Below are 23,433 nucleotides of genomic sequence, written 5' to 3'. Positions count from 1 at the left end.
TCTCCCTCGGTCCGAGAATGGCGAAGCGTGACCGGATGGGCGCGCCCCGCGCTGACCGTACAAGGCGCAGCGACTCCGTGAGGGCCCCCAGCAGCAGGAGCAGGACCAGGGGCGCCGGTGAGGACCCGGTGTCGAGCAGTGCCTCGATGAGATGCGTGGTCATGGGTTCACCACACCCGACGGCGCGCCGCGAGAACCCCTCACGGGACGGGATGACCGCGAGGCGTCAACCCGTACTTCTACGGGGTGTCGACGTCGTGGGGGCGGTCTCATGTCCCGGTGACGCGCCACCCCGGTGCGTCGCTCGATGGAGGACACAGGAGATGAACCATCCCGAGCGGCGACTGCTGATCGCCGTGGACATGGAGCGGTACAGCCGACGCGGGAACCGCCGGCAGTACGAGGCGCAACAGGCGTTCCAGCAGGTGCTGCACGACGCTGCCCGCACCGTCGGACTCGACCGGGTCCGGTGGAAGACCCAACAGGCCGGTGACGGCGAGTTGGCCATCCTGCCGCCGGACGTCCGCGAGCCGCTGCTGATCGGCCGTTTCGTGCCGGAACTCAACCGGTTGTTGCGGGACTACAACGGCAGCCGGGTCCCGGAGGCCCGGATCCGCCTGCGCGTCTCCATCCACCAGGGACTGGTTCACCTCGACGGCGCCAACGGGTTTCCCGGTACCGCGGTTATCGAGGTCTGCCGGCTCTGCGAGGCGCCTGCGCTGAAGCAGGCCCTGGCGGGGTTTCCGGACGCCGGGGTCGGCCTGATCGTCTCGTCCGACATCTACCGCGACGTGGTGACCGAGTATCCGGAGGAACTGCGGCCGGACCGGTTCCGGCGGATCGAGGTGTGCCACCCCGACAAGGACTTCCGTGAGTGGGCGTGGATCTGCGTGGTGGACGAGGACCTGTCCCCGGCGCGTGCCGGGACCGGCGACGGCGGTCACGCCGGCCCCGGCGGTGCCCACGCGCGGGTCGACGGCGACGACCCGGAGGATGGGGAGCGGTCGGACGGAGGGCGGGTCCGTCGCCGGGAACTCCTTGACCGGGCCGGTGCGGCCGAGGATGCGATCCGCACCGGGGACGTGCGGGTGACCGGGGCTAACGCGACCGGACACGGCTCGATGGCGATCGGCTCCATCGGGGGCGACGCGTACCTCGGGGGGAACCGGCCGTGAGCGGCGACGGGTATCCCACCGACGATGCGGAGCGGTTCCCGGACGGGAACGTCGGGACGCCGGACGACGCCGAGGCGCCGGCGGACGACGGACCCCCGGCCGACGACGAGGCTCTCCGCGACGACGACGCGCCGGCCGACGACGACACTCTCGCCGACGACGAGGCCCTGTTCGACGACGAGGGCGATCCGCCCGACCCGCGCACCGTGCTCTCCGACATCACCCACCTGCTCGGCCGCTTCGGTGCCGTCCGCACCGGAGACGTCCGGGTCGACGGTGCCAACGCCACCGGTCACGGGGCGGTGGCGATCGGCAGCATCGTCGTCCGGACCGGCCCGGACGGCGCAGACCGCGTGTGGTGCGGGACGCTGACCACCACCCAGGTGCGGGACATGGCGGACGGGTACGCGCCGGTACCGACCGACGATCAGCTCGACCAGGCGGTGAAGCGGTACCCGCTGGTCCGACTGGCCGGGGCCGAGGGGAGCGGGCGGTACACCACCGCGTGTCTCGCCCTGGCCCGTCGGTACGGGACGGGCCGGGTGGCTGTCCTCACGGCGACCGAACTGGCCGATCTGGTCGGGGCCGACACGTCGTTCGTCGAGGGCTTCGGGTACGTCGTCGTTCTCGACCAGGGCGCACGGGGCGCCGACAACCTGCTCCTCGCCGGCTTCGCCACCCGCGCCGGGAACCGGGGCTGCACCGTCGTCCTGCTCACCGAGGGGGGAGCGGAGCACGGGTCCGCCGTGCCGACGGTCATGCACGAACCGCCCGCGCCCGGGGACGTGTTCGCGGTCCAGCTACGGCGGCAGCTGCGGGACGGCTGCCTCGGCGGCTGCCCGGGGCGGTGCCGGGGTGACTGCGTCCAGTCGTACCTGGACCGGTGCCTGGCCCAGCCGGCGCTGCGGGCGTACCTGGCCGGGACGCCCCGCCCCTGGGAGGTGGTGCAGGTCGTCGCGGCGCTCACCGGACAGGTGCCCGACGGTGGGGAACTCGGTCGCCTGCTGGACCAGCTGCTACCCCAGCAGGTGCTCCGCCGGGCCCGGGAGATCCTGGACCCGCCGGGGGAGAGCGGGTCTCCCGGCGACGTGGACCTGCTCCGCGCGTTCCGGCTCGCCTGCGCGGTGCTCGCCGGCCAGTCCGTGACGGAGATTCTCGACGCGTCCCGACGGCTGGCCCCGCCGTCGGCCGAGGATCCGGTGTTCCCCGGCGACCTCCGGGGGCCCGACCTCGACACGTTACTCGGGCCGGTCCTGTCCCAGGCGGTGGTGGTCGACCGGGGCGACGTGATGTCGGCCCGGCGCCGGCTGCGTTTCCGTCCCGCCGAGGACGAACTGCGGCGGAGCCTGCTCGACGTGGCCTGGTCGGAGTGGTCGCCGGAGCGGCTGCTGGCCTGGTTCGGCATCCTGGCGCGGTCCGCCGACCCCGCGGTGCGCCAGGCCGGGGCCCGGGCGATCGGGTGGGCCGCCGGCCGGGACGTCGGCGCGGCGCTCGCTCTGGTCGACGCGCTCGCCCGGCAACATCGTGCCGGGGTGCGCCAGGCCGCTGGCGTCGCCCTCGTCGCCATGGCGATGCAGCCTCCCCTGCGGCGCCGGGTACGCGCCCAGCTCACCCGGTGGGCGACGGGGAGGGCCTACCAGCGTGACACGGTGGCCCGGGCGTACGCGCTGGGGCTCGCCCGGCTCTGGCCGGACGTGGCCCTGGCCCAGCTGCGGCTGGCCGCGCAGTTCCGGTCCCAGCGGTGGCACAACTCGGTGGGACGCGCCCTCGTCGACGTCTACGCCAGCGGCCACGCGGCGCTGATGCTGCACGAGCTGGCCGGCTGGGCGGCCAGCGGTGAGCCGGAGCTGTGTCTGCACGCCGCCCGGACGCTGCGGGTGCTCGCCGAGCGCTGGTCGCCCGCGCCGCACGGGTACTGGCCCGAGCTGCTCGACCTGCTGCGCACCGACGCCGTCGCGTTCGCCGACCTGGTGGTGCTCTGGCAGGTCGCGTTGAGCCTGCCGTCGACCGCGTACCGCTCCTGGCGGATCGTCGGCTACTGGATCAGCCAGGCCGACGGCCGGCCGGGGGTGGCCGACGCCTGCCTCGGACTGCTGCGGGGCGTCATGGCGACCCCTCAGCTCCGCCGCCGCCTGCGGCACCAGGTGCGTCACGTGTGGCGCCCGATCATGCCCCAGAACCGTCTGCTCTCCGCTGTCGCCCAACTCGCCGTCGAGGACTGACATGACCGTGATTCCGCCCCGTCCGTCAGCCGGGTCGCTCTGCGACCGGATCCGCCGCTGGTGGCAGGACACCACCCGGCCGGTCGAACCGGAGGTGACCCTTCCCGTCCTGCCACCGCCTCCACCTCGGCTGCCCGACCTCCTGCTCGAGCGCGAGGCACCGGAGGCGGTGCTGGTGCCCGCCCAGGGGGACGCCTTCGACTTCCGGATCCAGCCCGTCTACACCTGGACGGCGAAGGACATGCCCCTCGACGAGTTCCGCCAGCGGGTCGAGGGGCGGCTCGGCTGGGCCGCCGGAGTGGTCCGGGACGAGTCGACCGACTTCGCCCGGCGGCACGAGCCGCACCGGGCCCACCAGCTCGAACAGGCGCTCAACGCTCACTTCCTCGGCCGATCCTGGCCGCGTTCGGGGGACGTGCCGATCTTCGGCGTGCGGGTCCGGGTCCTGCCCGACCAGCGGATCCGCGACCGCCTGCGGCCGTACTGGGAGGAGCGGATCCGGATGGAGTACGAACACGAGCTGGCGACCCTGCGGACGTGGCAGGCACAGGCACTGACCCATCGCTGGCGTGAGGTGCTCTGCAGCCTCCAGGACGACCCGGTGACCCGGCACGCGGCGCGGCTGACCGAGAAGCAGTTCGCCCAGGTGTTCGGGGAGTACGCCGACGAGCGCCGCCGGGCGCCCGGGGAACTGGCCGACCTGCTCCGGGACGCCCTGAACGGGCACCGCGACCTGGGCCTCGGGCCGTCGGAGTACACCGAGGCGTGGGACGCGGCGCTGCTGGCGTACCAGCGGCAGTACGGGCTGGCTCCCGAGGCGTCCTGAGTCCGGGGGCGGGGCGGGCCGGGTGGCGGTCTCGCGGCGGGAGGCGGGCCGCAGGTCGCGCCGACGAGTCGCCCCCGCCGCTCCTCACCTGCGATTATCAAGTTCATGCAGTGCGCCGTATGAATTTGCATCGCGCCGGACTGGTCGCTACGATCTCCGTATAGTCATGCGGAGGTGGGTATGGGTATCCGAATCGCGATCGCGGGAGCGAGCGGCTACGCCGGCGGCGAGCTGCTGCGCCTGGTCGCCGGGCACCCGGAGTTCGACCTCGTCGCCGCCACCGCGCACAGCCAGGCGGGCCAGCCGGTCAGTGCCGTACACCCGCAGCTCGCCGGGCTGGACCTGACGCTCGCCGCCACCGATCCGGCCAGCCTGGCCGACGCGGACCTGGTCTTCCTGGCCCTTCCGCACGGCCAGTCGGCGGCGTTGGCCGCCAGCCTGCCCCCGGGGGTGAAGGTGGTCGACCTCGGAGCGGACCACCGGCTCGCCGACGCCGCCGCCTGGCAGCGGTACTACGGCGGCCCGCACGCCGGGACGTGGACCTACGGCCTGCCGGAGCTGCCCGGCCAGCGCGCGGCGATCGCCGCCGCCGACCGGGTCGCCGCCACCGGCTGCTACGCGGTGGCCACCACCCTCGCGCTCGCGCCGCTGGTCGCCGCCGGGGCGGTCTCGCCCGCCGACGTGGTGGTGGTCGCCGCCTCCGGCACCTCCGGCGCCGGCCGGGCCGCCAGGGCGCACCTGCTGGGCAGCGAGGTGATGGGCGACCTCTCGCCCTACAAGGTCGGCGCGCACCAGCACGTACCCGAGATCAAGCAGGCCACCGGCGCGACCGGAGTGAGCTTCACCCCGGTCCTCGCGCCGATGCCGCGCGGCATCCTCGCCACCGTCACCGCCGTCCCGGCCGTCGCGGACGCCGACCCGCGCGCGGTGCTCGCCGAGGCGTACGCGGACGCGCCCTTCGTGCACGTGCTACCCGACGGGAGCTGGCCGCACACCGCCGCCACGCTCGGGTCGAACTCCTGCCACCTCCAGGCCACCCGCGACGTCGACACCGGTCGGGTGATCGTGGTCAGCGCGATCGACAACCTCGGCAAGGGGGCCGCCGGCCAGGCGGTCCAGTGCGCCAACCTGATGCTCGGCCTGCCCGAGACCACCGGCCTGTCGACCTTCGGAGTGACACCATGACGGTTACCGTCCCCCGGGGATTCCGGGCCTCCGGCGTCGCCGCCGGACTGAAGAGCGGCGGCGCGTCCGACGTGGCCCTGGTCGTCAACGACGGCCCGGACGCCACCGTGGCCGGGGTCTTCACCGCCAACCGGGTCAAGGCCGCCCCCGTGCTCTGGACCCAGCAGGTCGTCCGGGGCGGTGTGGTCCGCGCGGTGGTGCTCAACTCCGGCGGCGCGAACGCGTGCACCGGCCCGGCCGGCTTCCAGGACACCCACGCCACCGCCGAGCACACCGCCGCCGCGCTCACCTCGGCCAGCCCTCGGCTGCGCCTCGGCGCGGGCGACGTGGCGGTCTGCTCCACCGGGCTGATCGGCGAGCGGTTGCCGATGCCGAAGCTGGTCTCCGGGGTGCGCGCGGCGATCCGGGGGCTCTCCCGCGAGGGCGGGGCCGACGCCGCCGAAGCGATCATGACCACCGACACCCGCCCGAAGACCACGGTCACCCGGGGCACCGGCTGGACCGTCGGTGGGATGGCCAAGGGCGCGGGCATGCTCGCCCCGGCGATGGCGACCATGCTCTGCGTGCTCACCACCGACGCGGTCGCCGGCCCCGATGCGCTCGACGCCGCGCTGCGCGCCGCGTGCCGGGTCACCTTCGACCGGATCGACTCCGACGGCTGCATGTCCACCAACGACACGGTGCTGCTGCTGGCCAGCGGCGCCTCCGGCATCGAGCCGACCGAGGCGGAGTTGACCGCCGCGGTCACCGCCGCCTGCCACGACCTGGCCCAGCAGCTCCTCGCCGACGCCGAGGGCGCCACCAAGCAGATCGCCATCGAGGTCGTCGGCGCGGCCGGTGAGGACGACGCGGTCGAGGTGGGCCGCGCGGTGGCCCGCAACAACCTGGTCAAGACCGCGCTGTTCGGCAACGACCCGAACTGGGGACGGATCCTCGCCGCCGTCGGCACCACCACCGCCGCTTTCGAGCCGGACGGCATCGACGTCGCCGTCAACGGCGTCTGGGTGTGCCGGAGCGGGGCCGCCGCCGAGGACCGCGCGAAGGTCGACCTGACCGGCCGCGACGTCACCATCCGGATCGACCTGCACACCGGGCCCGACCGGGCCACCGTCTGGACCAACGACCTGTCCCACGCGTACGTCCACGAGAACTCGGCCTACTCTTCATGAGTCTCACCACCGACCTCGCCCGCGCCCAGGCCAAGGCCGCCACGCTGATCGAGGCGCTGCCCTGGCTGGCCCGCTTCGCCGGGGCCACCGTGGTCGTCAAGTACGGCGGCAACGCCATGGTCGACCCGGCACTCCAGCGGGCCTTCGCCACCGACATGGTCTTCCTCCGCCACGCCGGCCTGAAGCCGGTGGTGGTGCACGGCGGCGGGCCGCAGATCTCCGCGATGCTCGACCGGCTCGGCATCGCCAGCGAGTTCCGGGGCGGCCTGCGGGTCACCACCCCCGAGGCGATGGACGTCGTCCGGATGGTCCTGGTCGGGCAGGTCGGCCGGGAACTGGTCGGCCTGATCAACGCACACGGCCCGTTCGCGGTCGGTCTCTCCGGCGAGGACGCCCGGCTCTTCACCGCCGTGCGCCGGCCGGCGTGGGTGGACGGGGAACCGGTCGACGTCGGCCTGGTCGGGGACGTGGCGTCGGTCGACGTCTCGGCGGTGACCGACCTGATCGCCGCCGGCCGGATCCCGGTGATCTCGACCGTCGCCCCGGACGTCGACGGCGTGCTGCACAACCTGAACGCCGACACCGCCGCCGCCGCGCTCGCCGTCGCGTTGCGGGCCCGCAAACTGGTCGTCCTGACCGACGTGCCCGGCCTCTACACGGACTGGCCGGACACCACCAGCCTGGTCAGCGAGATCACCGTCGACGACCTGGCGGAGCTGCTGCCCCGTCTGCAGTCCGGCATGGCGCCGAAGATGGAGGCCTGCCTGCGGGCGGTACGCGGCGGCGTCCCCGCCGCGCACGTGGTGGACGGCCGGGTCGCCCACTCCACGCTGCTGGAGGTGTTCACCTCCGAGGGGTTCGGAACGATGGTCGTGCGCGGGGAGGGCGGAGCCCCCCAGCCCACGGTCGGGCACCAGGAAGGAACAACCACTCCATGAGCACGCTCGTCGAACGCTGGACCCAGACCATGATGGACAACTACGGCACCCCGCCGCTGGCGCTGGTCGCCGGCAGTGGTGCCGTCGTGGTCGACGAGGCGGGCCGGGAGTACGTCGACCTGGTCGGCGGGATCGCGGTCAACGCGCTCGGGCACGCCCACCCGGCGGTGGTGGCGGCGGTGTCCAAGCAGGTCGCCACCCTGGGGCACGTCTCCAACCTGTTCGTCGCCGAACCACCGGTGGCCCTGGCCGAGCTGCTGCTCGCCCTCGCCGGCCGGCCCGGTCGGGTCTTCTTCGCCAACTCCGGTGCGGAGGCCAACGAGGCCGCGTTCAAGCTCTCCCGGCTCACCGGGCGCACCCACGTGGTCGCCACCGAGGGCGGCTTCCACGGCCGCACCATGGGCGCGCTGGCGCTCACCGGCCAGCCCGCCAAGGCGGACCCGTTCCGCCCGCTGCCCGGTGACGTCACCCACGTGCCGTACGGCGATCCGGCGGCCCTGGCGGCGGCGGTCACCGACGCCACCGCGATGGTGATCCTGGAGCCGGTCCAGGGCGAGAACGGCGTGGTCGTGCCGCCCGTCGGCTACCTCGCCGAGGCCCGGCGGATCACCGCCCGACACGGCGCGCTGCTGGTGCTCGACGAGGTGCAGACCGGCGTCGGCCGGACCGGCCACTGGTTCGCCCACCAGGCCGAGGGAATCGAACCCGACCTGGTCACCCTGGCCAAGGGGCTCGGCGGCGGGCTGCCCCTCGGCGCCTGCCTGGCCTTCGGCCGGGCCGCCGACCTGCTCGGCCCCGGCTCCCACGGCACCACGTTCGGCGGCAACCCGGTCAGCTGCGCCGCGGCGCTCGCGGTGGTCTCCACCATCGCCAGCGAGGGGCTGCTCGACCACGTGAAGCGGATCGGTGAACGGCTCCGCCGGGGCGTCGAGGCGCTCGGCCACCCGCTGGTCACCGAGGTACGCGGCGCGGGCCTGCTGCTCGGCGTGGTGCTCGCCGCGCCGGTGTCGAAGCCGGTCACCGAGGCGCTGCGGGCCGCCGGTTTCCTGGCCAACCCGGTGCAACCGGACGTCGTCCGGCTGGCCCCGCCGCTCATCCTCACCGCCGACCAGGTCGACGCCTTCCTCGCCGCCCTTCCCGCAGCCCTCGACGCGGCGGCGGTCCCGGCCGCCGCGTCGAGCCCCGCCACCGCCCCGACCACCACCCCGGAGACGCTCCCATGACCCGGCACCTGTTGCGGGACGACGACCTGACCCCCGCCGAGCAGTCGGCCGTGCTGGACCTGGCCGCCCGGATGAAGGCCGACCGGTTCGGGTACCGGCCCCTCGCCGGTCCCCGCTCGGTGGCGGTGCTCTTCGACAAGCAGAGCCTGCGCACCCGGTTCTCCTTCGACGTCGGCATCGCCGAGCTGGGCGGCCACCCGCTGGTGGTGGACACCCAGGTCACCCACTTCGGCCGGGGGGAGACCCTCGGCGACGCGGGCCGGGTGCTCTCCCGGTACGTGGCCGCGATCGTGCTGCGCACCCACGGCGACGACCGGATCGCCGAGGTCGCCGACGCGGCCACCGTGCCGGTGGTCAACGCGCTCACCGACGGCTTCCACCCCTGCCAGCTCCTGGCCGACCTGCTCACCGTCCGGGAGCGGTGCGGCGGCACCGCCGGGCGGACCCTGGCGTACGTGGGGGACGCGGCGAACAACCTCGCCCACTCGTACCTGCTGGCCGGCGCGACCGCCGGGATGCACGTCCGGGTCGCCGGTCCGGACGGGTTCGCGCCGGACCCGGCGGTGCTGGCCCGGGCCGCCGAGATCGCCGCCGGCACCGGCGGATCGGTACGGGCGCTCACCGACCCGGTCGCCGCGGTGCGCGACGCCGACGTGGTCGCCACCGACACCTGGACCTCGATGGGGCAGGAGGAGGACGGGCTGGACCGGATCACCCCGTTCCTGCCGTACCAGATCAACAAGGAGCTGCTCGGGCACGCCGCGCCGGACGCGGTCGTGCTGCACTGCCTGCCGGCGCACCGGGGTGAGGAGATCACCGACGAGGTGCTCGACGGCCCGCAGAGCGCGGTCTTCGACCAGGCGGAGAATCGCCTGCACGCCCAGAAGGCGCTGCTGACGTTTCTCCTGGAGGCACCCCCGTCATGACCGCCCCGCTGACCCGCGCCGCCCGGCACGCCCGCATCGTCGAGCTGATCCGTGACACGGCCGTCCACTCGCAGACCGAACTGGCCGACCGGCTCGCCGCCGACGGCGTCCAGGTCACCCAGGCCACCCTCTCCCGGGACCTGAAGGAACTGGGCGCGGTGACCGTGCGCGGCGGCGACGGCCGGGGCCTCTACCTGATCCCCGAGGACGGCCACCGGCCGCTGCGCGACGCCGAGAACGCGCCGGCCCGGCTGGTCCGGTTGCTGCGCGAACTGCTCAACGGGGTGGACGCCAGCGGCAACATCGCCGTCCTGCGCACCCCGCCGGGCGCGGCGCACTACCTGGCCAGCGCGCTCGACCGAGCGGGCCTGCCCGAGGTCGTCGGCACCATCGCCGGCGACGACACCATCCTCGTCGTGGCCCGCGAGGGCGTCGGCGGGGCCGCGCTGGGCGAGAAGCTCAGCGCCTGGTCCCGCCGGGAAGAGAACGTTGAAGGGAGCACCACATCATGACCGAGCGGGTCGTCCTGGCGTACTCCGGAGGGCTGGACACCTCCGTCGCCATTCCCTACCTGGCCGAGCAGACCGGCGCCGAGGTGATCGCGGTCGCGGTCGACGTCGGGCAGGGCGGCGAGGATCTCGACGCCATCCGGCAGCGCGCGCTGGACTGCGGCGCGGTGGAGTCCGAGGTGGTCGACGCGCGCGACGAGTTCGCCGCCGAGTACTGCCTGCCGGCGATGCGGGCCAACGCCCTCTACATGGACCGTTACCCGCTGGTCTCCGCGCTGAGCCGGCCGCTGATCGTCAAGCACCTGGTCGCGGCGGCCCGCAAGCACGGCGGCACGATCGTCTCGCACGGCTGCACCGGCAAGGGCAACGACCAGGTCCGCTTCGAGGTCGGCCTGGCCGCGCTCGCCCCGGACCTGAAGATCATCGCTCCGGCGCGGGACTTCGCCTGGACCCGGGACAAGGCGATCGCCTTCGCCGAGGAGAAGGGGCTGCCGATCGACGTGTCGGCGAAGTCGCCGTACTCGATCGACCAGAACCTGTGGGGCCGGGCGGTGGAGACCGGCTTCCTGGAGGACATCTGGAACGGTCCGATCGAGGACCTCTACTCGTACACCGCCGACCCGGCCGAGCCGCGCGACGCCGACGAGGTGGTCGTCACCTTCGACGCGGGCGTACCGGTGGCGATCGACGGCGAGACCGTCACCCCGTACCAGGCGATCAGCGAGCTGAACCGGCGGGCCGGCGCGCAGGGGGTCGGCCGGCTGGACATGGTCGAGGACCGGCTGGTCGGCATCAAGAGCCGCGAGGTGTACGAGGCCCCGGGCGCGATCGCCCTGATCGCCGCCCACCAGGAGCTGGAGGCGGTCACCGTCGAGCGGGACCTGGCCCGGTTCAAGCGCGGCGTCGACCAGCGCTGGGGTGAGCTGGTCTACGACGGCCTCTGGTTCTCCCCGCTGAAGAAGGCGCTGGACGCCTTCATCGACGACGCCCAGCAGCAGGTCTCCGGCGAGGTGCGGCTGACCCTGCACGGCGGCCGGGCCACCGTCACCGGCCGGCGTTCCGAGGCCAGCCTCTACGACTTCGGCCTGGCGACCTACGACACCGGGGACACCTTCGACCAGTCCCTGGCCAAGGGCTTCGTGCAGCTCTGGGGCCTGCCGAGCAAGATGGCGGCGGCCCGGGACGCCCGGCTGGGCGGCTGAAGACAGTGACCACCACAATGGGCGGGGTGGACGACAAGAGTCTGACCGAGAACAGCGCCGCGACCAACCGGACGAGCCTCTGGGGCGGCCGGTTCGCCGGTGGCCCGTCGGAGGCCCTGGCCCGGCTGTCGGTGAGCGTGCAGTTCGACTGGCGCCTGGCCCCGTACGACATCGCCGGCTCCCGGGCGCACGCCCGGGTCCTGGCCGGCGCCGGCCTGCTCGACCCGGACGAGCTGGGCCGGATCCTCGCCGCCCTGGACGACCTGGAGGCCGCCTGCGCCTCCGGGGCGTTCCGCCCCACCGTCGACGACGAGGACGTGCACACCGCCCTCGAACGGGGTCTGCTGGAACGCTTGGGCACGCTGGGCGGCAAGCTGCGCGCCGGGCGGTCCCGTAACGACCAGGTCGCCACCGACCTGCGGCTCTACCTGCGCGACCACGCCCGGGGTGTGGCCGCGCGGCTGGTCGAGCTGGCCGAGGCCCTGGTCGAGCAGGCCGGGCGGCACGTCGACACCGCCGCGCCGGGCATGACCCACCTCCAGCACGCCCAGCCGGTCACCTTCGGCCACTGGCTGCTGGCCCACGTGCAGCCGCTGCTGCGGGACCTGGAGCGGCTGCGCGACTGGGACCACCGCACCGCCGTCAGCCCGCTCGGCGCGGGCGCGCTCGCCGGCTCCGGGCTGCCGCTGGACCCGGTGGCCGTCTCCAAGGAGCTGGGGTTCCGCACCTCGTTCGCCAACTCGATGGACGCGGTCGCCGACCGGGACTTCGTCGCCGAGTTCCTCTTCGTCACCGCGATGGTCGGGGTGCACCTGTCCCGCCTCGGCGAGGAGGTGGTGCTCTGGACGTCGCACGAGTTCGGCTGGGTCGAGCTGGACGACGCCTTCGCCACCGGGTCGTCGATCATGCCGCAGAAGAAGAACGCGGACGTCGCCGAGCTGGCCCGGGGCAAGTCCGGCCGGCTGGTCGGCGGGCTGATGAGCGTGCTCACCATGCTCAAGGGCCTGCCGATGACCTACGACCGGGACATGCAGGAGGACAAGGAGCCGGCCTTCGACGCGGTCGACACCCTGGAGCTGCTGCTGCCGGCCCTGGCCGGGATGGTCTCCACGATGACGGTGCGGGTGGACCGGTTGGTCGCCGCCGCGCCGGTGGGCTTCTCGCTCGCCACCGAGGTCGCCGACTGGCTGGTCCGGCGCAACGTGCCGTTCCGCGAGGCACACGAGATCACCGGCCGTCTCGTCGCGCTCTGCGTGGCCCGGGACTGTGCCCTCGACGAGGTCTCCGACGCCGACCTGGCGGCGGTCAGCGAGCACCTCGACCCGTCCGTGCGGGACGTGCTGTCGGTCCGCTCGGCCCTCGCTGCCCGGACGACGCCCGGCTCGACCGGCCCCGGCCCGGTCGCCGACCAGCTCGCCGCCGCCGCGGACCAGCTCGCCGGCTGGCGGGAGTGGGCCGCCGAGACGGTCGTCCCCCGCTGAACGCGGCCGTCGCGGCGCGTGGATGTCCCCACGCGCCGCGACGTCGTGGCCCGGGCGGTCACGGCCCGGCCGGGCGCTCGCGTTTCGGCAGCTTGGCCACGATCGCGTCGTACGAGGCGTCGACCGCCTCGCGCAGTTCGTCGTCGTCGATCGCGCCGTCGAGGCGCAGTGTGTTCCAGCCGGACCGGCCGATGTAGGCAGACGGACGGGCGTCCTCCGGGTACCGGTGCAGCCACTCGTCGGCGACGTCCCGGTCCGGGCCGCACTTCACCCCGACGGTCGCGGCGTCCGGGGCGCCGAGGAAGGCGAAGATCCGGCTGCCGACCTTGACCACCACGTCGCCCTCCCAGGGGCGGTCCTCCCAGGCGCCCGGCTTGGCCAGGCAGTACGCCAGCATCTCGTCGCGGGTCATCGCGTCGCTCCCTCCCGACCCGTCCTTCCGGTGGCACGGGCGTGAGGCCATGCCTACCACCCCGGGGCGACGCGGCGGGGTCAACCGCAGCGGGTCGTCGGGCGGCGGTCAGTCGGCGGCCGGCGTGGTCCGGCCGGATACCCGCTCGAAGCGCTGCCGGGCGGCCTGCGCGCTGCCCAGGCCGAGGCCGAAGGCGATCTCCTGCCAGGTCATCCCCCGGTCGCGGGCCAGCGAGAGCAGCCCGGCCTCCAGGGTGTCGACGTCGGCGCGGACCCGGGGGACGAGGGTCAGCGCGGCCATCAGGTCGGCGTGGTCGACCGGTTCCTCGCCGGGTGCCGGCTCGGCCGCGCCGACGGCGAGCGCGAGCACCAGGCTGACCGCCTCGTAGGGCTCGGGCACGTACGCGTTGGCGTGCCGTCGTCGCCGCTCGTCGGTGTCGGCGTGCCGCTCGGTGATCCGGAACAGTGCGGTGTGGTCGCGCCGGGCGCGCTCGGCGCCGGGGTGCGGGGGAGTGAACGGGGACGGCGTGTCGGTCATGCCACCATCTCAGCATCGCCATCGTTCCGTTGTCAACGAAATGTTCAATGCCATAATGATTGACTTATATAAAGCCTCGCTGAAAGATTGGTCCGAGTCGTCGGGGACCGGTCGGCTGACCACCCGGTACCGTCTTCTCGCCGTACCGGAGGTGGAGGGGCTGTGCACGCGTTCGACGTCCTCGGCGACCCGGTCCGCCGCCGGATCCTGGAACTGCTCGCCGACGGCGAGCGCCCGGCCGGCGAGGTCGGCGCGGTCGTCCAGGCGGAGTTCGGCATCTCCCAGCCGGCGGTCTCCCAGCACCTGCGCGTGCTCCGGGAGAACGGCTTCGCCACCGTCCGCGCCCAGGGCACCCGCCGGCTCTACGCGGTCGACCCGGCCCCGCTGGCCGAGGTCGACCGGTGGTTGGCGCGCTACCGGCGGTTCTGGGAGCAGCGACTGGACGCCCTCGGTACCGAGCTGGCCCGGGGCCGGCGCGAGCGCAGGTCGGCACCGCCCGCCCCCGAAGGCGGGACCGACGGCCCGGCCGGCACCGGCGGCCAACCCTGACCAGGCTCCCGGACCCCGTCGCGGCCCGGTTTGCCGATCGCCGTCCGGCGGCGTTTCCTGGTCCGGTGGACTACTCGTGGCTGCACGCCCCCGCCGCCCAGGTGCCCGGCACCGCGCGGACCCTGCTCGGCTGGGACCTGTCGGCCGGCGGCGTCCGGGTCCGGCTGACCGAGGTCGAGGCGTACGCCGGGACGGGGGAGGACCCGGCGTCCCACGCCCACCGGGGTCCCACCCCCCGGACGAGGGTCATGTTCGGTCCGGCCGGGCATGCCTACACGTACTTCGTGTTCGGCGTGCACTGGTGCCTGAACGTCGTCTGTGGTGCCGACGGGGAGGCGGCGGCGGTCCTGCTGCGGGCGGGTGAAGTGGTCGACGGGCTCGACCTGGCGCGTAAACGTCGGGGCGAGGTCGCCGACCGGGACCTGGCGCGTGGTCCGGCCCGACTCGTGGTCGCGCTGGGGATCACCGCCGAGGCGAACGACACGTCGATGGTCGACGGGACCGGACCGCTGCTGCTGACCCCGCCGACCCGTCCCGTCGCGCCGTCGTCGGTCTCCGCCGGCCCACGGGTCGGCGTGGCCGCCGCCCACGACGTCCCGTGGCGCTACTGGATCACCGGCGATCCGACGGTCAGCGCCTACCGCCGGCACGTGCCCCGACGGCGGGGCTGACCCTCCCGCCGGCTCAGCCGGTGTGGGCGTGCGGACGGGCGACCAGCACCGGGCACCGTGCGTGCTGCACCAGCGCCTGGCTGACCGAGCCGAGCAGCAGCCCGGCGAAGCCGCCGCGCCCCCGGGAACCGACCACCACCAGCGCCGCGTCCGCGCTCGCCTCGACCAGCGCCGACGCGGTTTCGGCCGCGCGGAGGACACGCTCGGTGACGGCCAGCTCCGGATGCCGCTGCCGCACCGTCGCGGCGGTCTCCGCCAGCAGGCGGTCGGCCACCTGATCGTTCCCGGCGGCGTCCTCCGTCACCGGGTGCGCGTCGGGAGCGACGACGTGCGCCAGCACCAGGGGGACTCCCTGGCGTGCGGCCTCCTCGGCGGCGTGTCCGACGGCCAGCTCGGCCAGTTCCGAGCCGTCCACCCCGACCAGCACCGGCCCGACGGCCGCGACCTGCCGGTCGGCGGGGCGGACCACCAGCACCGGGCAGTGCGCGTGCCCGGCGACCTGGGCGCTGACCGAGCCGAGCAGCAGCCCCGCGAAGCCACCGAGCCCCCGACTGCCGACCACCACCAGCTCGGCGCGGCGGGATTCCTCGACGAGCGTGGCACCCGGACCGCCGGCCACCTGGCGCGCCTCGACAGCCAGCTCCGGCCAGCGCCCGCGCAGGTCGGCGGCGGTCTTCTCGAGCATCGTGCGGGCTTCGTCGCTCGGCTCCGGCAGTCCCAGGTCGTACGGGTTGACCGGCACGCCGTAGCCGAGCGGGTGCAGGTAGCCGTGCACCAGGTGCAGCGGGCGGGACCGCAGCGCCGCGGCCCGCGCGCCGTGTTCGGCGGCGACCAGACTCGCCGGCGATCCGTCCACACCCACCACGACAGGTCGGTTCATCGGGTCCTCCCGTTCCGGGTCCGTCACCTCGTCCTGGACGTACCCTGCCCTACCCGGCGAGCGGGTTCCCGGCACGCCACGCGAAAGTGCGTCCGGTGCCGCCGGGTGGCCCCGACCGGCAGCGGTGCCCGGGACGGATCACGGGGCAGGAACGACGCGTCCCCGGTGTACGGCTCGTGGTCGTCCCGGACGAAGCCGCGTCACCGCCCGTGTCCGACCGGCACCGGACGGTACGACCGGCGGAGCCGCCGCCCGGGTACCGCGCGACATCGGCGCTCCGCCCGACTACCCTCGCGGCGTGAACTGGCTGGACATGATCGGCTGGACCGGATCGGCGCTGCTGGTCTGGTCCCTACTCCAGGCGCGCATCCTGCGGCTGCGCGCGCTCAACCTCGTCGGCTGCCTGGTCCTGATCTGGTACAATGCCGTGCTGTCGGTCTGGCCCATGGTCGGGCTCAACGTCGTGCTCGCCGTGATCAACGTCTGGTACCTGCGGAAACTCCTCGCCACCCGGCACGACGAACAGACCTACCAGGTGGTTCAGGTCGGCGTCCGGGACGAGTTCCTCGCCCACACGCTGCGGGTGCACGCCCGGGACATCGCCCGGTTCAACCCGGACTTCCGCTGGGACGAGCGCACCGCCCACGGTGACGCGTTCCTGGTGCTCCGCGCCGACGAGGTGGTCGGGGTGGTGCTTGCCCACGCGGAGGCGAACAACGTCGCCCAGATCGACCTGGACTACGTCACCCAACGTTTCCGCGACCTGACCCCGGGCGAGTTCGTCTTCCGACGCAGCACCCTCTTCACCGACCGGGGATACCACCGGGTGGTCAGCCCACCGGGCATGGTCGCCCCGTACTACCACCGGCTCGGCTTCCGCCCCGAAGGCGACTCGTACGTGCTCGACCTGCCGGCCCCCAACGACGCCGGGCGATGATTCGCCGCCCCGGCCACGGGGCAAAGACACGCGTACGCGGGCCGGGGCCACCGGTCCGCGGCGCCGCCGCGTCGGCGCGGGCTGCGTGAGGAGATTCACGGCGTGCAGAGCTACTGGAGCCAACTGGCCCTGGTCGGAGTCCTGGTCGTGCTGAACGCGCTCTTCGCCGGCAGCGAGATGGCCCTGGTCTCGTTGCGGGAGAGCCAGGTGCAGCGCCTGGAGCGCACCAGCCGCTCCGGCCGGGTGCTGGCGAAGCTCGCCCGGGACCCGAACCGGTTCCTGGCCACCATCCAGATCGGCATCACCCTGGCCGGGTTCCTCGCCTCCGCGGCGGCGGCGGTCTCACTGGCCCGGCCCCTGGTGCCGCTGCTCAATTTCCTCGGCGGTGCCGCCGAGACGGTGGCGATCGTGCTGGTCACCCTGGCGTTGACCTTCGTCACCCTGGTCTTCGGCGAACTGGCCCCGAAGCGGGTGGCGATGCAGCGGGCGGAACAGTGGGCGCTGCTGGTCGCCCGCCCGCTGGACCTCGTCGCCAGTTTCTCCCGCCCGGCGGTCTGGGCGCTCGGCGCGACCAGCGACCTGGTCGTCCGCCTGTTCGGCGTCGACCCGAAACCGCAGCGCGAGGAGATCGGCCCGGACGAGCTGCGCGACATCGTCGCCGGCAACCACGGTTTCACCAAGGAGCAGCAGACCATCATCGCCGGCGCGGTGGAGATCGCCGACCGGCGGTTGCGCGCGGTGCTCGTCCCCCGGTTGCAGGTCTTCTGCCTGGACAGCGGCACCACCGCGGAGGCCGCCCGACTGGTGTTGTCGGCCTCCGGGCACTCCCGGGCGCCGGTGGTCCGGCACGGCGGTCTGGACGACGCGGTCGGCGTGATCCACCTGCGTGACCTGGTGGGCGTACCGGACGACCGGCCGGTCGACGAGTGCGTCCGCCCCCCGATGCTGCTGCCGGACTCGCTGCCGGTGGTCGACGCGCTGCGGCAGTTCAAGGCGGAACGCCAGCACATCGCGCTGGTCGTGGACGAGCGGGGCGCGGTCGACGGGATCGTCACCCTGGAGGACATCCTGGAGGAGATCGTCGGCGAGATCTACGACGAGACCGACCGGGACGTGCGCGCCGTGCGTCCCGAACCGGACGGCAGTCTCGTGCTCCCCGGCACCTTCCCGGTGCACGACCTGACGGACGTGGGGATCGAGCTGCCCGGCCGACCCGACGGGGACTACACCACGGTCGCCGGGCTGGTGCTGGCCTGCCTCGGGCACATCCCCACCGAGGCCGGGGAACACGTCACCATCGACGGCTGGCGGCTGGAGGTCGCCGACGTCGACCACCACGCCATCTCCCGGGTGCGGGTACGCCCCGGCGAGCGGCCGGTCCGGCCCGCCGACGCCGAACAGGCCCTGGACCCCGTCGAGCGCTGAACCGCGTCCCTCAGCCGGCCACCGCCGGGGGCAGCGGCGCGGCGTGCAGCACGTCCAGCCGGGAGACCGCCCGGGTGAGCACCACGTAGAGACGGCGGGTGCCCCTCGGCTCGGCGGCCACGATCGCCGCCGGCTCGACCACGATCACGTGGTCGTACTCCAGTCCCTTCACCTGCCCGGCGGCGAGCAGCATCAGACGTCCGTCGGCCGGCTCCGGCTCGACCGACGCGGTGCCGGACGGCCCGTCCGGTCCGCGGCCGTCCGGTTCCGGTGCGTCCGCTGGCTCGGTGGGTGAGCCGCCGCCCTGGTCGCCGTCAGTCGGGTCCGGGCCGGCGGGGTGGAGGCCCGCCGCCCGTAGGGCCGCAGCCAGGTCGGGCACCGCCGTCTCGGCCGCGATCACCGCCACCGAACCGGGCCGGTCCAGCGCTCGGCGCACCAGCGCGGGAAGCTCGACGACCGGGTCGGTGACCGGATGGATCCGCAGCTCGCCGGATCCGCGCACCGGCACCGTGGGCGGGACGTCCACCCCGAGCGTGGCCAGCAGCCGGTTGGTCAGCGCCACCACCGGAGCGGGCACCCGGAACCCGGCGGTCAGCGGCAGCACCGTCGCGTCGGGCTTGCCCAGGTGGGCCACCTGTTCCCGCCAGCTGGACGCCGCCCACGGGGTGGTGCCCTGGGCCAGGTCGCCGAGGACCGTCAGCGAGCCGTGCGTGGTCCGCCGGGCCACCGCTCGGCACTGCATGGGGGAGAGGTCCTGCGCCTCGTCGACCACCACGTGTCCGTAGCCGGCCGGCCGGTCGAGCAGGCCGGCGGCCTCGTCGATCAGCACCAGGTCCGCCTCGGTCCAGCGTGCCGCCCGGGAAGTACGCGGCCGGGGCCAGCGGATCGCCGCCCGCTCGGCGGGGGTGAGCAGGTCCCCCGCCACCCGGTCCAGCAGCGCCGAATCCCCGAGCATCGCCGCGACCAGTTCCTCCGGGCGGACCGCCGGCCAGACCCGGTCGAGCAGGGCGGTCACCGGGCGGCTACGACTGATCCGGCGCACCCACGCCGGGCCGGGCGACTCCCGCGTCTCGGCGTGCCGCTGCACCCGCTGCACCACCCGGGCCCGCAACCGCTCCCGCCCGGTCGCGTACGGCGGCTGCTCGGCGCGTACCTCGGCGACCAGCCGACGCAGCGTGTCGACGGAGACCCGCCACCGGTAGCTGCCGTCCGGCACCACCAGCGGCTCCTCCGGGAGCCGGATCCGCCCGGTCAGGGCTCGGCGTAGCGCCTCGGCCATCCGCACGTCGTGCTTGACCACCGCCGCGTCCGGTGTGTCGTGGCCCCGTACCGGCACCCGGGCCAGCAGATCCGCCAGGGTCGCCTGGGTCACGTCGACCTCCCCGAGCGCCGGCAGCACCTCACGGACGTGCCGCAGGAACGCCGGGTTCGGGCCGAGCACCAGGACCCCGCTCCGGCGCAACCGCGTCGCGTGCGTGTAGAGCAGGTACGCGGCCCGGTGCAGCCCGACCGCCGTCTTGCCGGTACCCGGCGCGCCCTGGACGCAGATCGACTGGGCCAGGTCGGCCCGAACCAGCCGGTCCTGGTCCGGCTGGATGGTCGCCACGATGTCCCGCATCGGCCCTACCCGGGGACGTTCGATCTCCTCGGCGACCAACCGGCTCGGTCCGGCGCCGGTCGCGCCGGCGAGCAGGTCCTCGTCCTCGAAGCCGGTCAGCTCGGCGGGTCGGCCGGGACGGACGGCCCAACCGAAGCGCCGTCGACGTCGCACGCCCTCCGGGCGGTCCACGCTGGCCTGGTAGAAGCGCCGGGAAACCGGGGCCCGCCAGTCCAGCACCAGCGGCGAACCGTCGGCGTCCGCCACGTGCCGCCGGCCCACGTAGTACCGCGCCCCGGGGTGCTCGTCGTCCTCGTGGAGGAAGTCGAGCCGACCGAAGTACGGCGGCACGTGCGGCTGGTGGGCGAGGTCCCGGGCGTGGCCGCGCAGCATCCGGCCCAGCGTCTCGGCGGTGTACCCGTCCCCGGCGACCGCCGCCCCGGTGTCGACCCGCAGCCGCGCGGTGGTCAGCGCCCGGTTCCGGGCCGCGTGCACCCGGGCCAGGTACACCGCCTCCCGCGCCAGGCCGCGTGTCGGATCGGCCCCGGTCACCGGGGCGGACGGGAGCGTCATGACGGCACCTTCCGGGTTCACTAAACCTTTACCCGGTTAATTTACTTCCTCGGTCAAGTTCAGCTGGAGCTGTTAGCGTGATCTGATGACCGCTCCCACCGGGCTGCGTGAACGCAAACGCGAACGAACCCGCCAGGCGATCTCGACGGCGGCCGTCACGCTCTTCCTCGCCCGGGGCTTCGACGCGGTCTCCGTGGCCGAGGTGGCGGCGGCGGCCGAGGTCTCCAAACCCACCCTGTTCAAGTACTTCGGCAGCAAGGAAGACCTGGTCCTGCATCGCATCGCGGACCACGTGGGGGAGGGTGCGAGGGTGCTGCGGAACCGGGCCGACGGGGAGAGCCCGCTGGACGCGCTGCACCGGCACTTCCGCGACGGGTTGGCCCGCCGTGACCCGGTGACCGGCCTCAACGACCATCCGGAGGTGCTGGCGTACCACGAGATGGTCTTCACCACCCCGGCCCTGCTCGCCCGGCTGGCTCAGCACGCCGAACGGGACGAGGAGGCACTCACGGTGGCCTGGGGCGGGCCCGATCCGTTCACCGCCCGCCTGGCGGCGGCCCAGGTCGTCGCGACCCACCGCGTGCTGGCCCGTCACAACTGGCGACGCCTGGTCGACGGAGTGCCGGCCGACCAGGTGTACCCGGGCGCCCTGGCCGAGGCCGACCGGGCGTTCCGCCTGCTCCGCGCCGCCTTCGACATCGACCCACCGGCCGCGTCCTGACCGGCCGTCGGCGTCGGTGCGACCTCAGGCGGCGGTGAGGTTCTGCAACCGGACCTGCCCCCGGGCCACCAGGCGCCCGGCGTCGTCGGTGACCTCCACCTGCCAGAGCTGCTGGCTGCGTCCCCGGTGCACCGGCGTGCCCACCGCGGTCAACTCGCCCTCGCGCACCGCGCGCAGGAAATCCGTCTGGTTGGACACCCCGACCACCCGACCCCGGTCACCCCACCACAGCGAACCGCCGACGCTCGCGGCCGTCTCCACCACCGCGCAGTACACCCCGCCGTGCTGGATGCCGTACGGCTGGTGCAGCTCCGGCCGGACCCGCCAGCGGATCACCACCCGGTCACCGCCCATCTCGTCGAACTCCAGCCCGAGCAGGCCGACGAGCCCACCGTTCATGTCCAGCTGCTCCACGCCTGACTCCTCCTCGATCGACGCGACGGCCAGCCTAGCCGGGCCGGTCCCTGGGGAAACCCGCTACGTCCCGGCCCCGGCGATGGGGGACAATCGGTGACCGTGACCGATAGCAGCCCCCCGTCGCCCAGCCGGGAATCCCTGACCGACGACCTGCGGTGGCGGGGCATCATCCAGGACTCCACCGACCCCGACGAGCTGCGCGCTCTGCTCGACGGCGAGGCCGCCACCTACTATGTCGGTTTCGATCCGACCGCGCCGAGCCTGCACGTCGGCCACCTGATGCAGGTGGTCACCGCACGCCGGCTGCAACTCGCCGGGCACCGGCCGCTGCTGCTGGTCGGCGGCGCGACCGGGCAGATCGGTGACCCGAAGGAGAGCGCCGAGCGGACGCTCAACCCACCCGAGGTGGTGTCCGGCTGGGTGCGCCGCATCCACGACCAACTCGCGCCGTTCGTCTCGTACACCGGGGAGAACGCGGCCCGCCTGGTCAACAACCTGGACTGGACCGGCGAGATGTCGGTGGTCGAGTTCCTCCGGGACGTGGGCAAGCACTTCCCGGTCAACCGGATGCTCGCCCGGGAGGTGGTGAAGGCCCGCCTGGAGACCGGGATCAGCTTCACCGAGTTCAGCTACCAGCTCCTCCAGGCCAACGACTTCTTCGAGCTGCACCGCCGGCACGGCTGCCAGTTGCAGTTCGGCGGCTCCGACCAGTGGGGCAACATCGCCGCCGGCGTGGACTACGTCCGACGCCGGGGCGCCGGGCCGGTGCAGGCCTTCACCACCCCGCTGGTGACCAAGTCCGACGGGACCAAGTTCGGCAAGACCGAGGGCGGCGCGGTCTGGCTCGACCCCGCTATGACCAGCCCGTACGCCTTCTACCAGTTCTGGGTCAACGTCGACGACAAGGACGTCGACCGTTACCTGCGCTACTTCAGCTTCCGCTCCCGCGAGGAGATCGAGGAGCTGGAGCGGGCGACGGCCGAGCGCCCGGCGGCCCGGGAGGCCCAGCGGGCGCTGGCCGAGGAACTGACCACGTTGGTGCACGGAGAGAACGAGACCGCCCAGGCGGTCGCCGCGAGTCGCGCGCTCTTCGGCCGCGGCTCCCTGGGGGAGTTGGCCGAGGGCACCCTGAGCGCGGCCCTCGCCGAGGCCGGACTGGTCCAGCTCACCGAGCTGCCGGACGTCGCCGGCCTGCTCCGTGAGTCCGGGCTGGTCACGAGCATGAAGGAGGCCCGGAGGGTCATCGCCGAGGGCGGCGCGTACGTCAACAACGACCGGGTCACCGAGACCGACGCGGTCGTCGGCCCGGAAGCGCTGTTGCACGGTCGGTTCCTGGTCCTGCGCCGGGGCAAGCGGTCCTTCGCCGGGGTTGAGCTGCGTAAATAGCTGTACGGCGATGATGTGACGTGGGACGCGTCCAGCGGATTTGACGATCAAACCGCTGGACGCGTAACTTTCTCTCTGCCAGCGCGGAACGGACGAAACAGGCAAAACACCTGAGAGTCCGGATCGGGAACGGCACCGGGTCCGGAGGGGTTGACTCCCCTGGGATCCGATCCGGGTGGTGCTCCACCGGTCGACCGAGGGGTCGATTTGGCGGGGCGGAACCGGCCGGGTAAGGTTTACGACCGGCAGGGAACCGGGCGAGCGAGCGGGAGACCGCAGCGGCCGGCCTGTCACAAGCCACGGTTTCGGACGGCGGAGACGTCGAATGGATCTGTGGTGCCTCAAACCGGATAGAAGCACGACAAAGCGCCACAGAGCGGTTTGACACGGCGGAAACGGTGAGGTAACGTAGTAGAAGTGCTCGACGCGGAAGCGGCGGGTGCGAGGATGAGATGCCCCGGATGGTTCCCGG

General features: G+C 73.7%; 22 protein-coding genes. 17 read left to right on the top strand and 5 right to left on the bottom strand.

From position 1 onward, the window contains the following. Nucleotides 1-323 precede the first annotated feature (323 nt). The 11 genes from ACIBJE_RS30010 (at nt 324) to argH (ending at nt 12,856) form a co-directional block, all read left to right on the top strand. Nucleotides 324-1,175 carry a hypothetical protein gene (locus ACIBJE_RS30010; protein ID WP_396753642.1) on the top strand — a complete coding sequence of 284 codons (852 nt, stop codon included), beginning with the start codon at nt 324-326 and terminating at the stop codon, nt 1,173-1,175. Continuing rightward, on the top strand, nt 1,172-3,397 hold the full coding sequence (locus ACIBJE_RS30005; protein ID WP_396753641.1) for a hypothetical protein: 2,226 nt from the start codon (nt 1,172-1,174) through the stop codon (nt 3,395-3,397). The genes ACIBJE_RS30010 and ACIBJE_RS30005 overlap by 4 nt, the downstream gene beginning before the upstream one ends. A 1-nt stretch (nt 3,398) precedes the next feature. Further along, nucleotides 3,399-4,223 (top strand): hypothetical protein, encoded by an 825-nt coding sequence (locus ACIBJE_RS30000; protein WP_396753640.1) that lies wholly within the window; start codon nt 3,399-3,401, stop codon nt 4,221-4,223. Nucleotides 4,224-4,403: 180 nt separating this feature from the next. Continuing rightward, nucleotides 4,404-5,408, top strand: a complete 1,005-nt coding sequence (argC, locus tag ACIBJE_RS29995; RefSeq protein WP_396753639.1) for an N-acetyl-gamma-glutamyl-phosphate reductase — start codon at nt 4,404-4,406, stop codon at nt 5,406-5,408. After that, nucleotides 5,405-6,577 (top strand): bifunctional glutamate N-acetyltransferase/amino-acid acetyltransferase ArgJ, encoded by a 1,173-nt coding sequence (gene argJ, locus ACIBJE_RS29990; RefSeq protein ID WP_396753638.1) that lies wholly within the window; start codon nt 5,405-5,407, stop codon nt 6,575-6,577. Before argC ends, argJ begins: the two co-directional genes overlap by 4 nt. After that, the gene (argB, locus tag ACIBJE_RS29985; RefSeq protein WP_396753637.1) at nt 6,574-7,515 is read left to right on the top strand and encodes an acetylglutamate kinase; all 942 of its coding nucleotides are present in this window, start codon (nt 6,574-6,576) and stop codon (nt 7,513-7,515) included. Before argJ ends, argB begins: the two co-directional genes overlap by 4 nt. Then, the gene (locus tag ACIBJE_RS29980) at nt 7,512-8,738 is read left to right on the top strand and encodes an acetylornithine transaminase (RefSeq protein ID WP_396753636.1); all 1,227 of its coding nucleotides are present in this window, start codon (nt 7,512-7,514) and stop codon (nt 8,736-8,738) included. Before argB ends, ACIBJE_RS29980 begins: the two co-directional genes overlap by 4 nt. Continuing rightward, nucleotides 8,735-9,664, top strand: coding sequence for an ornithine carbamoyltransferase (gene argF, locus ACIBJE_RS29975; protein ID WP_396753635.1), 930 nt, complete (start codon nt 8,735-8,737; stop codon nt 9,662-9,664). Before ACIBJE_RS29980 ends, argF begins: the two co-directional genes overlap by 4 nt. Beyond that, a complete protein-coding gene (locus ACIBJE_RS29970) occupies nt 9,661-10,176 on the top strand; it encodes an arginine repressor (protein ID WP_396753634.1) in 516 nt (171 codons plus the stop codon). The genes argF and ACIBJE_RS29970 overlap by 4 nt, the downstream gene beginning before the upstream one ends. Beyond that, the gene (locus ACIBJE_RS29965; RefSeq protein WP_396753633.1) at nt 10,173-11,375 is read left to right on the top strand and encodes an argininosuccinate synthase; all 1,203 of its coding nucleotides are present in this window, start codon (nt 10,173-10,175) and stop codon (nt 11,373-11,375) included. Before ACIBJE_RS29970 ends, ACIBJE_RS29965 begins: the two co-directional genes overlap by 4 nt. Nucleotides 11,376-11,392: 17 nt before the next feature. Next, the gene (gene argH, locus ACIBJE_RS29960) at nt 11,393-12,856 is read left to right on the top strand and encodes an argininosuccinate lyase (protein WP_396753666.1); all 1,464 of its coding nucleotides are present in this window, start codon (nt 11,393-11,395) and stop codon (nt 12,854-12,856) included. Between the two features lie 58 nt (nt 12,857-12,914). Here argH and ACIBJE_RS29955 read toward each other — a convergent pair whose 3' ends face one another. Beyond that, nucleotides 12,915-13,268, bottom strand: coding sequence for an MmcQ/YjbR family DNA-binding protein (locus tag ACIBJE_RS29955; protein WP_396753632.1), 354 nt, complete (start codon nt 13,266-13,268; stop codon nt 12,915-12,917). Nucleotides 13,269-13,376: 108 nt separating this feature from the next. Further along, complete coding sequence (locus ACIBJE_RS29950; RefSeq protein WP_396753631.1) at nt 13,377-13,805, bottom strand: DNA-binding protein; 429 nt, start codon at nt 13,803-13,805, stop codon at nt 13,377-13,379. A 162-nt stretch (nt 13,806-13,967) separates the two neighbouring features. Between ACIBJE_RS29950 and ACIBJE_RS29945 the strand changes: the two genes are divergently transcribed. After that, nucleotides 13,968-14,354 (top strand): ArsR/SmtB family transcription factor, encoded by a 387-nt coding sequence (locus tag ACIBJE_RS29945; RefSeq protein ID WP_396753630.1) that lies wholly within the window; start codon nt 13,968-13,970, stop codon nt 14,352-14,354. A gap of 65 nt (nt 14,355-14,419) precedes the next feature. Then, nucleotides 14,420-15,025 carry a DNA-3-methyladenine glycosylase gene (locus ACIBJE_RS29940; RefSeq protein ID WP_396753629.1) on the top strand — a complete coding sequence of 202 codons (606 nt, stop codon included), beginning with the start codon at nt 14,420-14,422 and terminating at the stop codon, nt 15,023-15,025. A gap of 13 nt (nt 15,026-15,038) precedes the next feature. On the opposite strand, the gene ACIBJE_RS29935 is transcribed toward ACIBJE_RS29940, so the two are convergent. After that, nucleotides 15,039-15,905 (bottom strand): universal stress protein, encoded by an 867-nt coding sequence (locus tag ACIBJE_RS29935; protein WP_396753628.1) that lies wholly within the window; start codon nt 15,903-15,905, stop codon nt 15,039-15,041. A gap of 298 nt (nt 15,906-16,203) precedes the next feature. Here ACIBJE_RS29935 and ACIBJE_RS29930 point away from each other — a divergent pair, with 298 nt between their 5' ends. Both ACIBJE_RS29930 and ACIBJE_RS29925 read left to right on the top strand, forming a co-directional pair. Beyond that, nucleotides 16,204-16,842, top strand: coding sequence for a hypothetical protein (locus tag ACIBJE_RS29930; protein WP_396753627.1), 639 nt, complete (start codon nt 16,204-16,206; stop codon nt 16,840-16,842). A 102-nt stretch (nt 16,843-16,944) separates the two neighbouring features. Next, complete coding sequence (locus ACIBJE_RS29925) at nt 16,945-18,267, top strand: hemolysin family protein (RefSeq protein ID WP_396753626.1); 1,323 nt, start codon at nt 16,945-16,947, stop codon at nt 18,265-18,267. Between the two features lie 10 nt (nt 18,268-18,277). On the opposite strand, the gene ACIBJE_RS29920 is transcribed toward ACIBJE_RS29925, so the two are convergent. Next, nucleotides 18,278-20,437, bottom strand: a complete 2,160-nt coding sequence (locus tag ACIBJE_RS29920) for a HelD family protein (protein WP_396753625.1) — start codon at nt 20,435-20,437, stop codon at nt 18,278-18,280. An 85-nt stretch (nt 20,438-20,522) separates the two neighbouring features. Between ACIBJE_RS29920 and ACIBJE_RS29915 the strand changes: the two genes are divergently transcribed. Next, on the top strand, nt 20,523-21,158 hold the full coding sequence (locus ACIBJE_RS29915; RefSeq protein WP_396753624.1) for a TetR/AcrR family transcriptional regulator: 636 nt from the start codon (nt 20,523-20,525) through the stop codon (nt 21,156-21,158). A 24-nt stretch (nt 21,159-21,182) separates the two neighbouring features. Here ACIBJE_RS29915 and ACIBJE_RS29910 read toward each other — a convergent pair whose 3' ends face one another. Further along, entirely contained in the window at nt 21,183-21,557 is a 375-nt protein-coding gene (locus tag ACIBJE_RS29910; RefSeq protein ID WP_396753665.1) for a PaaI family thioesterase, read from the bottom strand. Nucleotides 21,558-21,674: 117 nt separating this feature from the next. On the opposite strand from ACIBJE_RS29910, the gene tyrS reads away from it, so the two are divergent. Then, a complete protein-coding gene (gene tyrS / locus ACIBJE_RS29905) occupies nt 21,675-22,961 on the top strand; it encodes a tyrosine--tRNA ligase (protein ID WP_396753664.1) in 1,287 nt (428 codons plus the stop codon). Nucleotides 22,962-23,433: the final 472 nt, after the last annotated feature.

The organism is Micromonospora sp. NPDC050187, from assembly GCF_044459745.1.
GTDB lineage: Bacteria > Actinomycetota > Actinomycetes > Mycobacteriales > Micromonosporaceae > Micromonospora.
The sequence above is the reverse complement of the archived record's forward strand: the minus strand, read 5'-3'. Positions and strand labels throughout refer to the sequence as shown.

What these genes read in the sequence shown, in the direction of transcription:
- ACIBJE_RS30010 (WP_396753642.1), top strand. Translation starts at nt 324, where the DNA reads ATGAACCATCCCGAGCGGCGACTGCTGATCGCCGTGGACATGGAGCGG.
- ACIBJE_RS30000 (WP_396753640.1), top strand. Translation starts at nt 3,399, where the DNA reads ATGACCGTGATTCCGCCCCGTCCGTCAGCCGGGTCGCTCTGCGACCGG.
- argC (WP_396753639.1), top strand. Translation starts at nt 4,404, where the DNA reads ATGGGTATCCGAATCGCGATCGCGGGAGCGAGCGGCTACGCCGGCGGC.
- argJ (WP_396753638.1), top strand. Translation starts at nt 5,405, where the DNA reads ATGACGGTTACCGTCCCCCGGGGATTCCGGGCCTCCGGCGTCGCCGCC.
- argB (WP_396753637.1), top strand. Translation starts at nt 6,574, where the DNA reads ATGAGTCTCACCACCGACCTCGCCCGCGCCCAGGCCAAGGCCGCCACG.
- ACIBJE_RS29980 (WP_396753636.1), top strand. Translation starts at nt 7,512, where the DNA reads ATGAGCACGCTCGTCGAACGCTGGACCCAGACCATGATGGACAACTAC.
- argF (WP_396753635.1), top strand. Translation starts at nt 8,735, where the DNA reads ATGACCCGGCACCTGTTGCGGGACGACGACCTGACCCCCGCCGAGCAG.
- ACIBJE_RS29970 (WP_396753634.1), top strand. Translation starts at nt 9,661, where the DNA reads ATGACCGCCCCGCTGACCCGCGCCGCCCGGCACGCCCGCATCGTCGAG.
- ACIBJE_RS29965 (WP_396753633.1), top strand. Translation starts at nt 10,173, where the DNA reads ATGACCGAGCGGGTCGTCCTGGCGTACTCCGGAGGGCTGGACACCTCC.
- argH (WP_396753666.1), top strand. Translation starts at nt 11,393, where the DNA reads ATGGGCGGGGTGGACGACAAGAGTCTGACCGAGAACAGCGCCGCGACC.
- ACIBJE_RS29955 (WP_396753632.1), bottom strand. Translation starts at nt 13,268, where the DNA reads ATGACCCGCGACGAGATGCTGGCGTACTGCCTGGCCAAGCCGGGCGCC.
- ACIBJE_RS29950 (WP_396753631.1), bottom strand. Translation starts at nt 13,805, where the DNA reads ATGACCGACACGCCGTCCCCGTTCACTCCCCCGCACCCCGGCGCCGAG.
- ACIBJE_RS29935 (WP_396753628.1), bottom strand. Translation starts at nt 15,905, where the DNA reads ATGAACCGACCTGTCGTGGTGGGTGTGGACGGATCGCCGGCGAGTCTG.
- ACIBJE_RS29920 (WP_396753625.1), bottom strand. Translation starts at nt 20,437, where the DNA reads ATGACGCTCCCGTCCGCCCCGGTGACCGGGGCCGATCCGACACGCGGC.
- ACIBJE_RS29915 (WP_396753624.1), top strand. Translation starts at nt 20,523, where the DNA reads ATGACCGCTCCCACCGGGCTGCGTGAACGCAAACGCGAACGAACCCGC.
- ACIBJE_RS29910 (WP_396753665.1), bottom strand. Translation starts at nt 21,557, where the DNA reads ATGAACGGTGGGCTCGTCGGCCTGCTCGGGCTGGAGTTCGACGAGATG.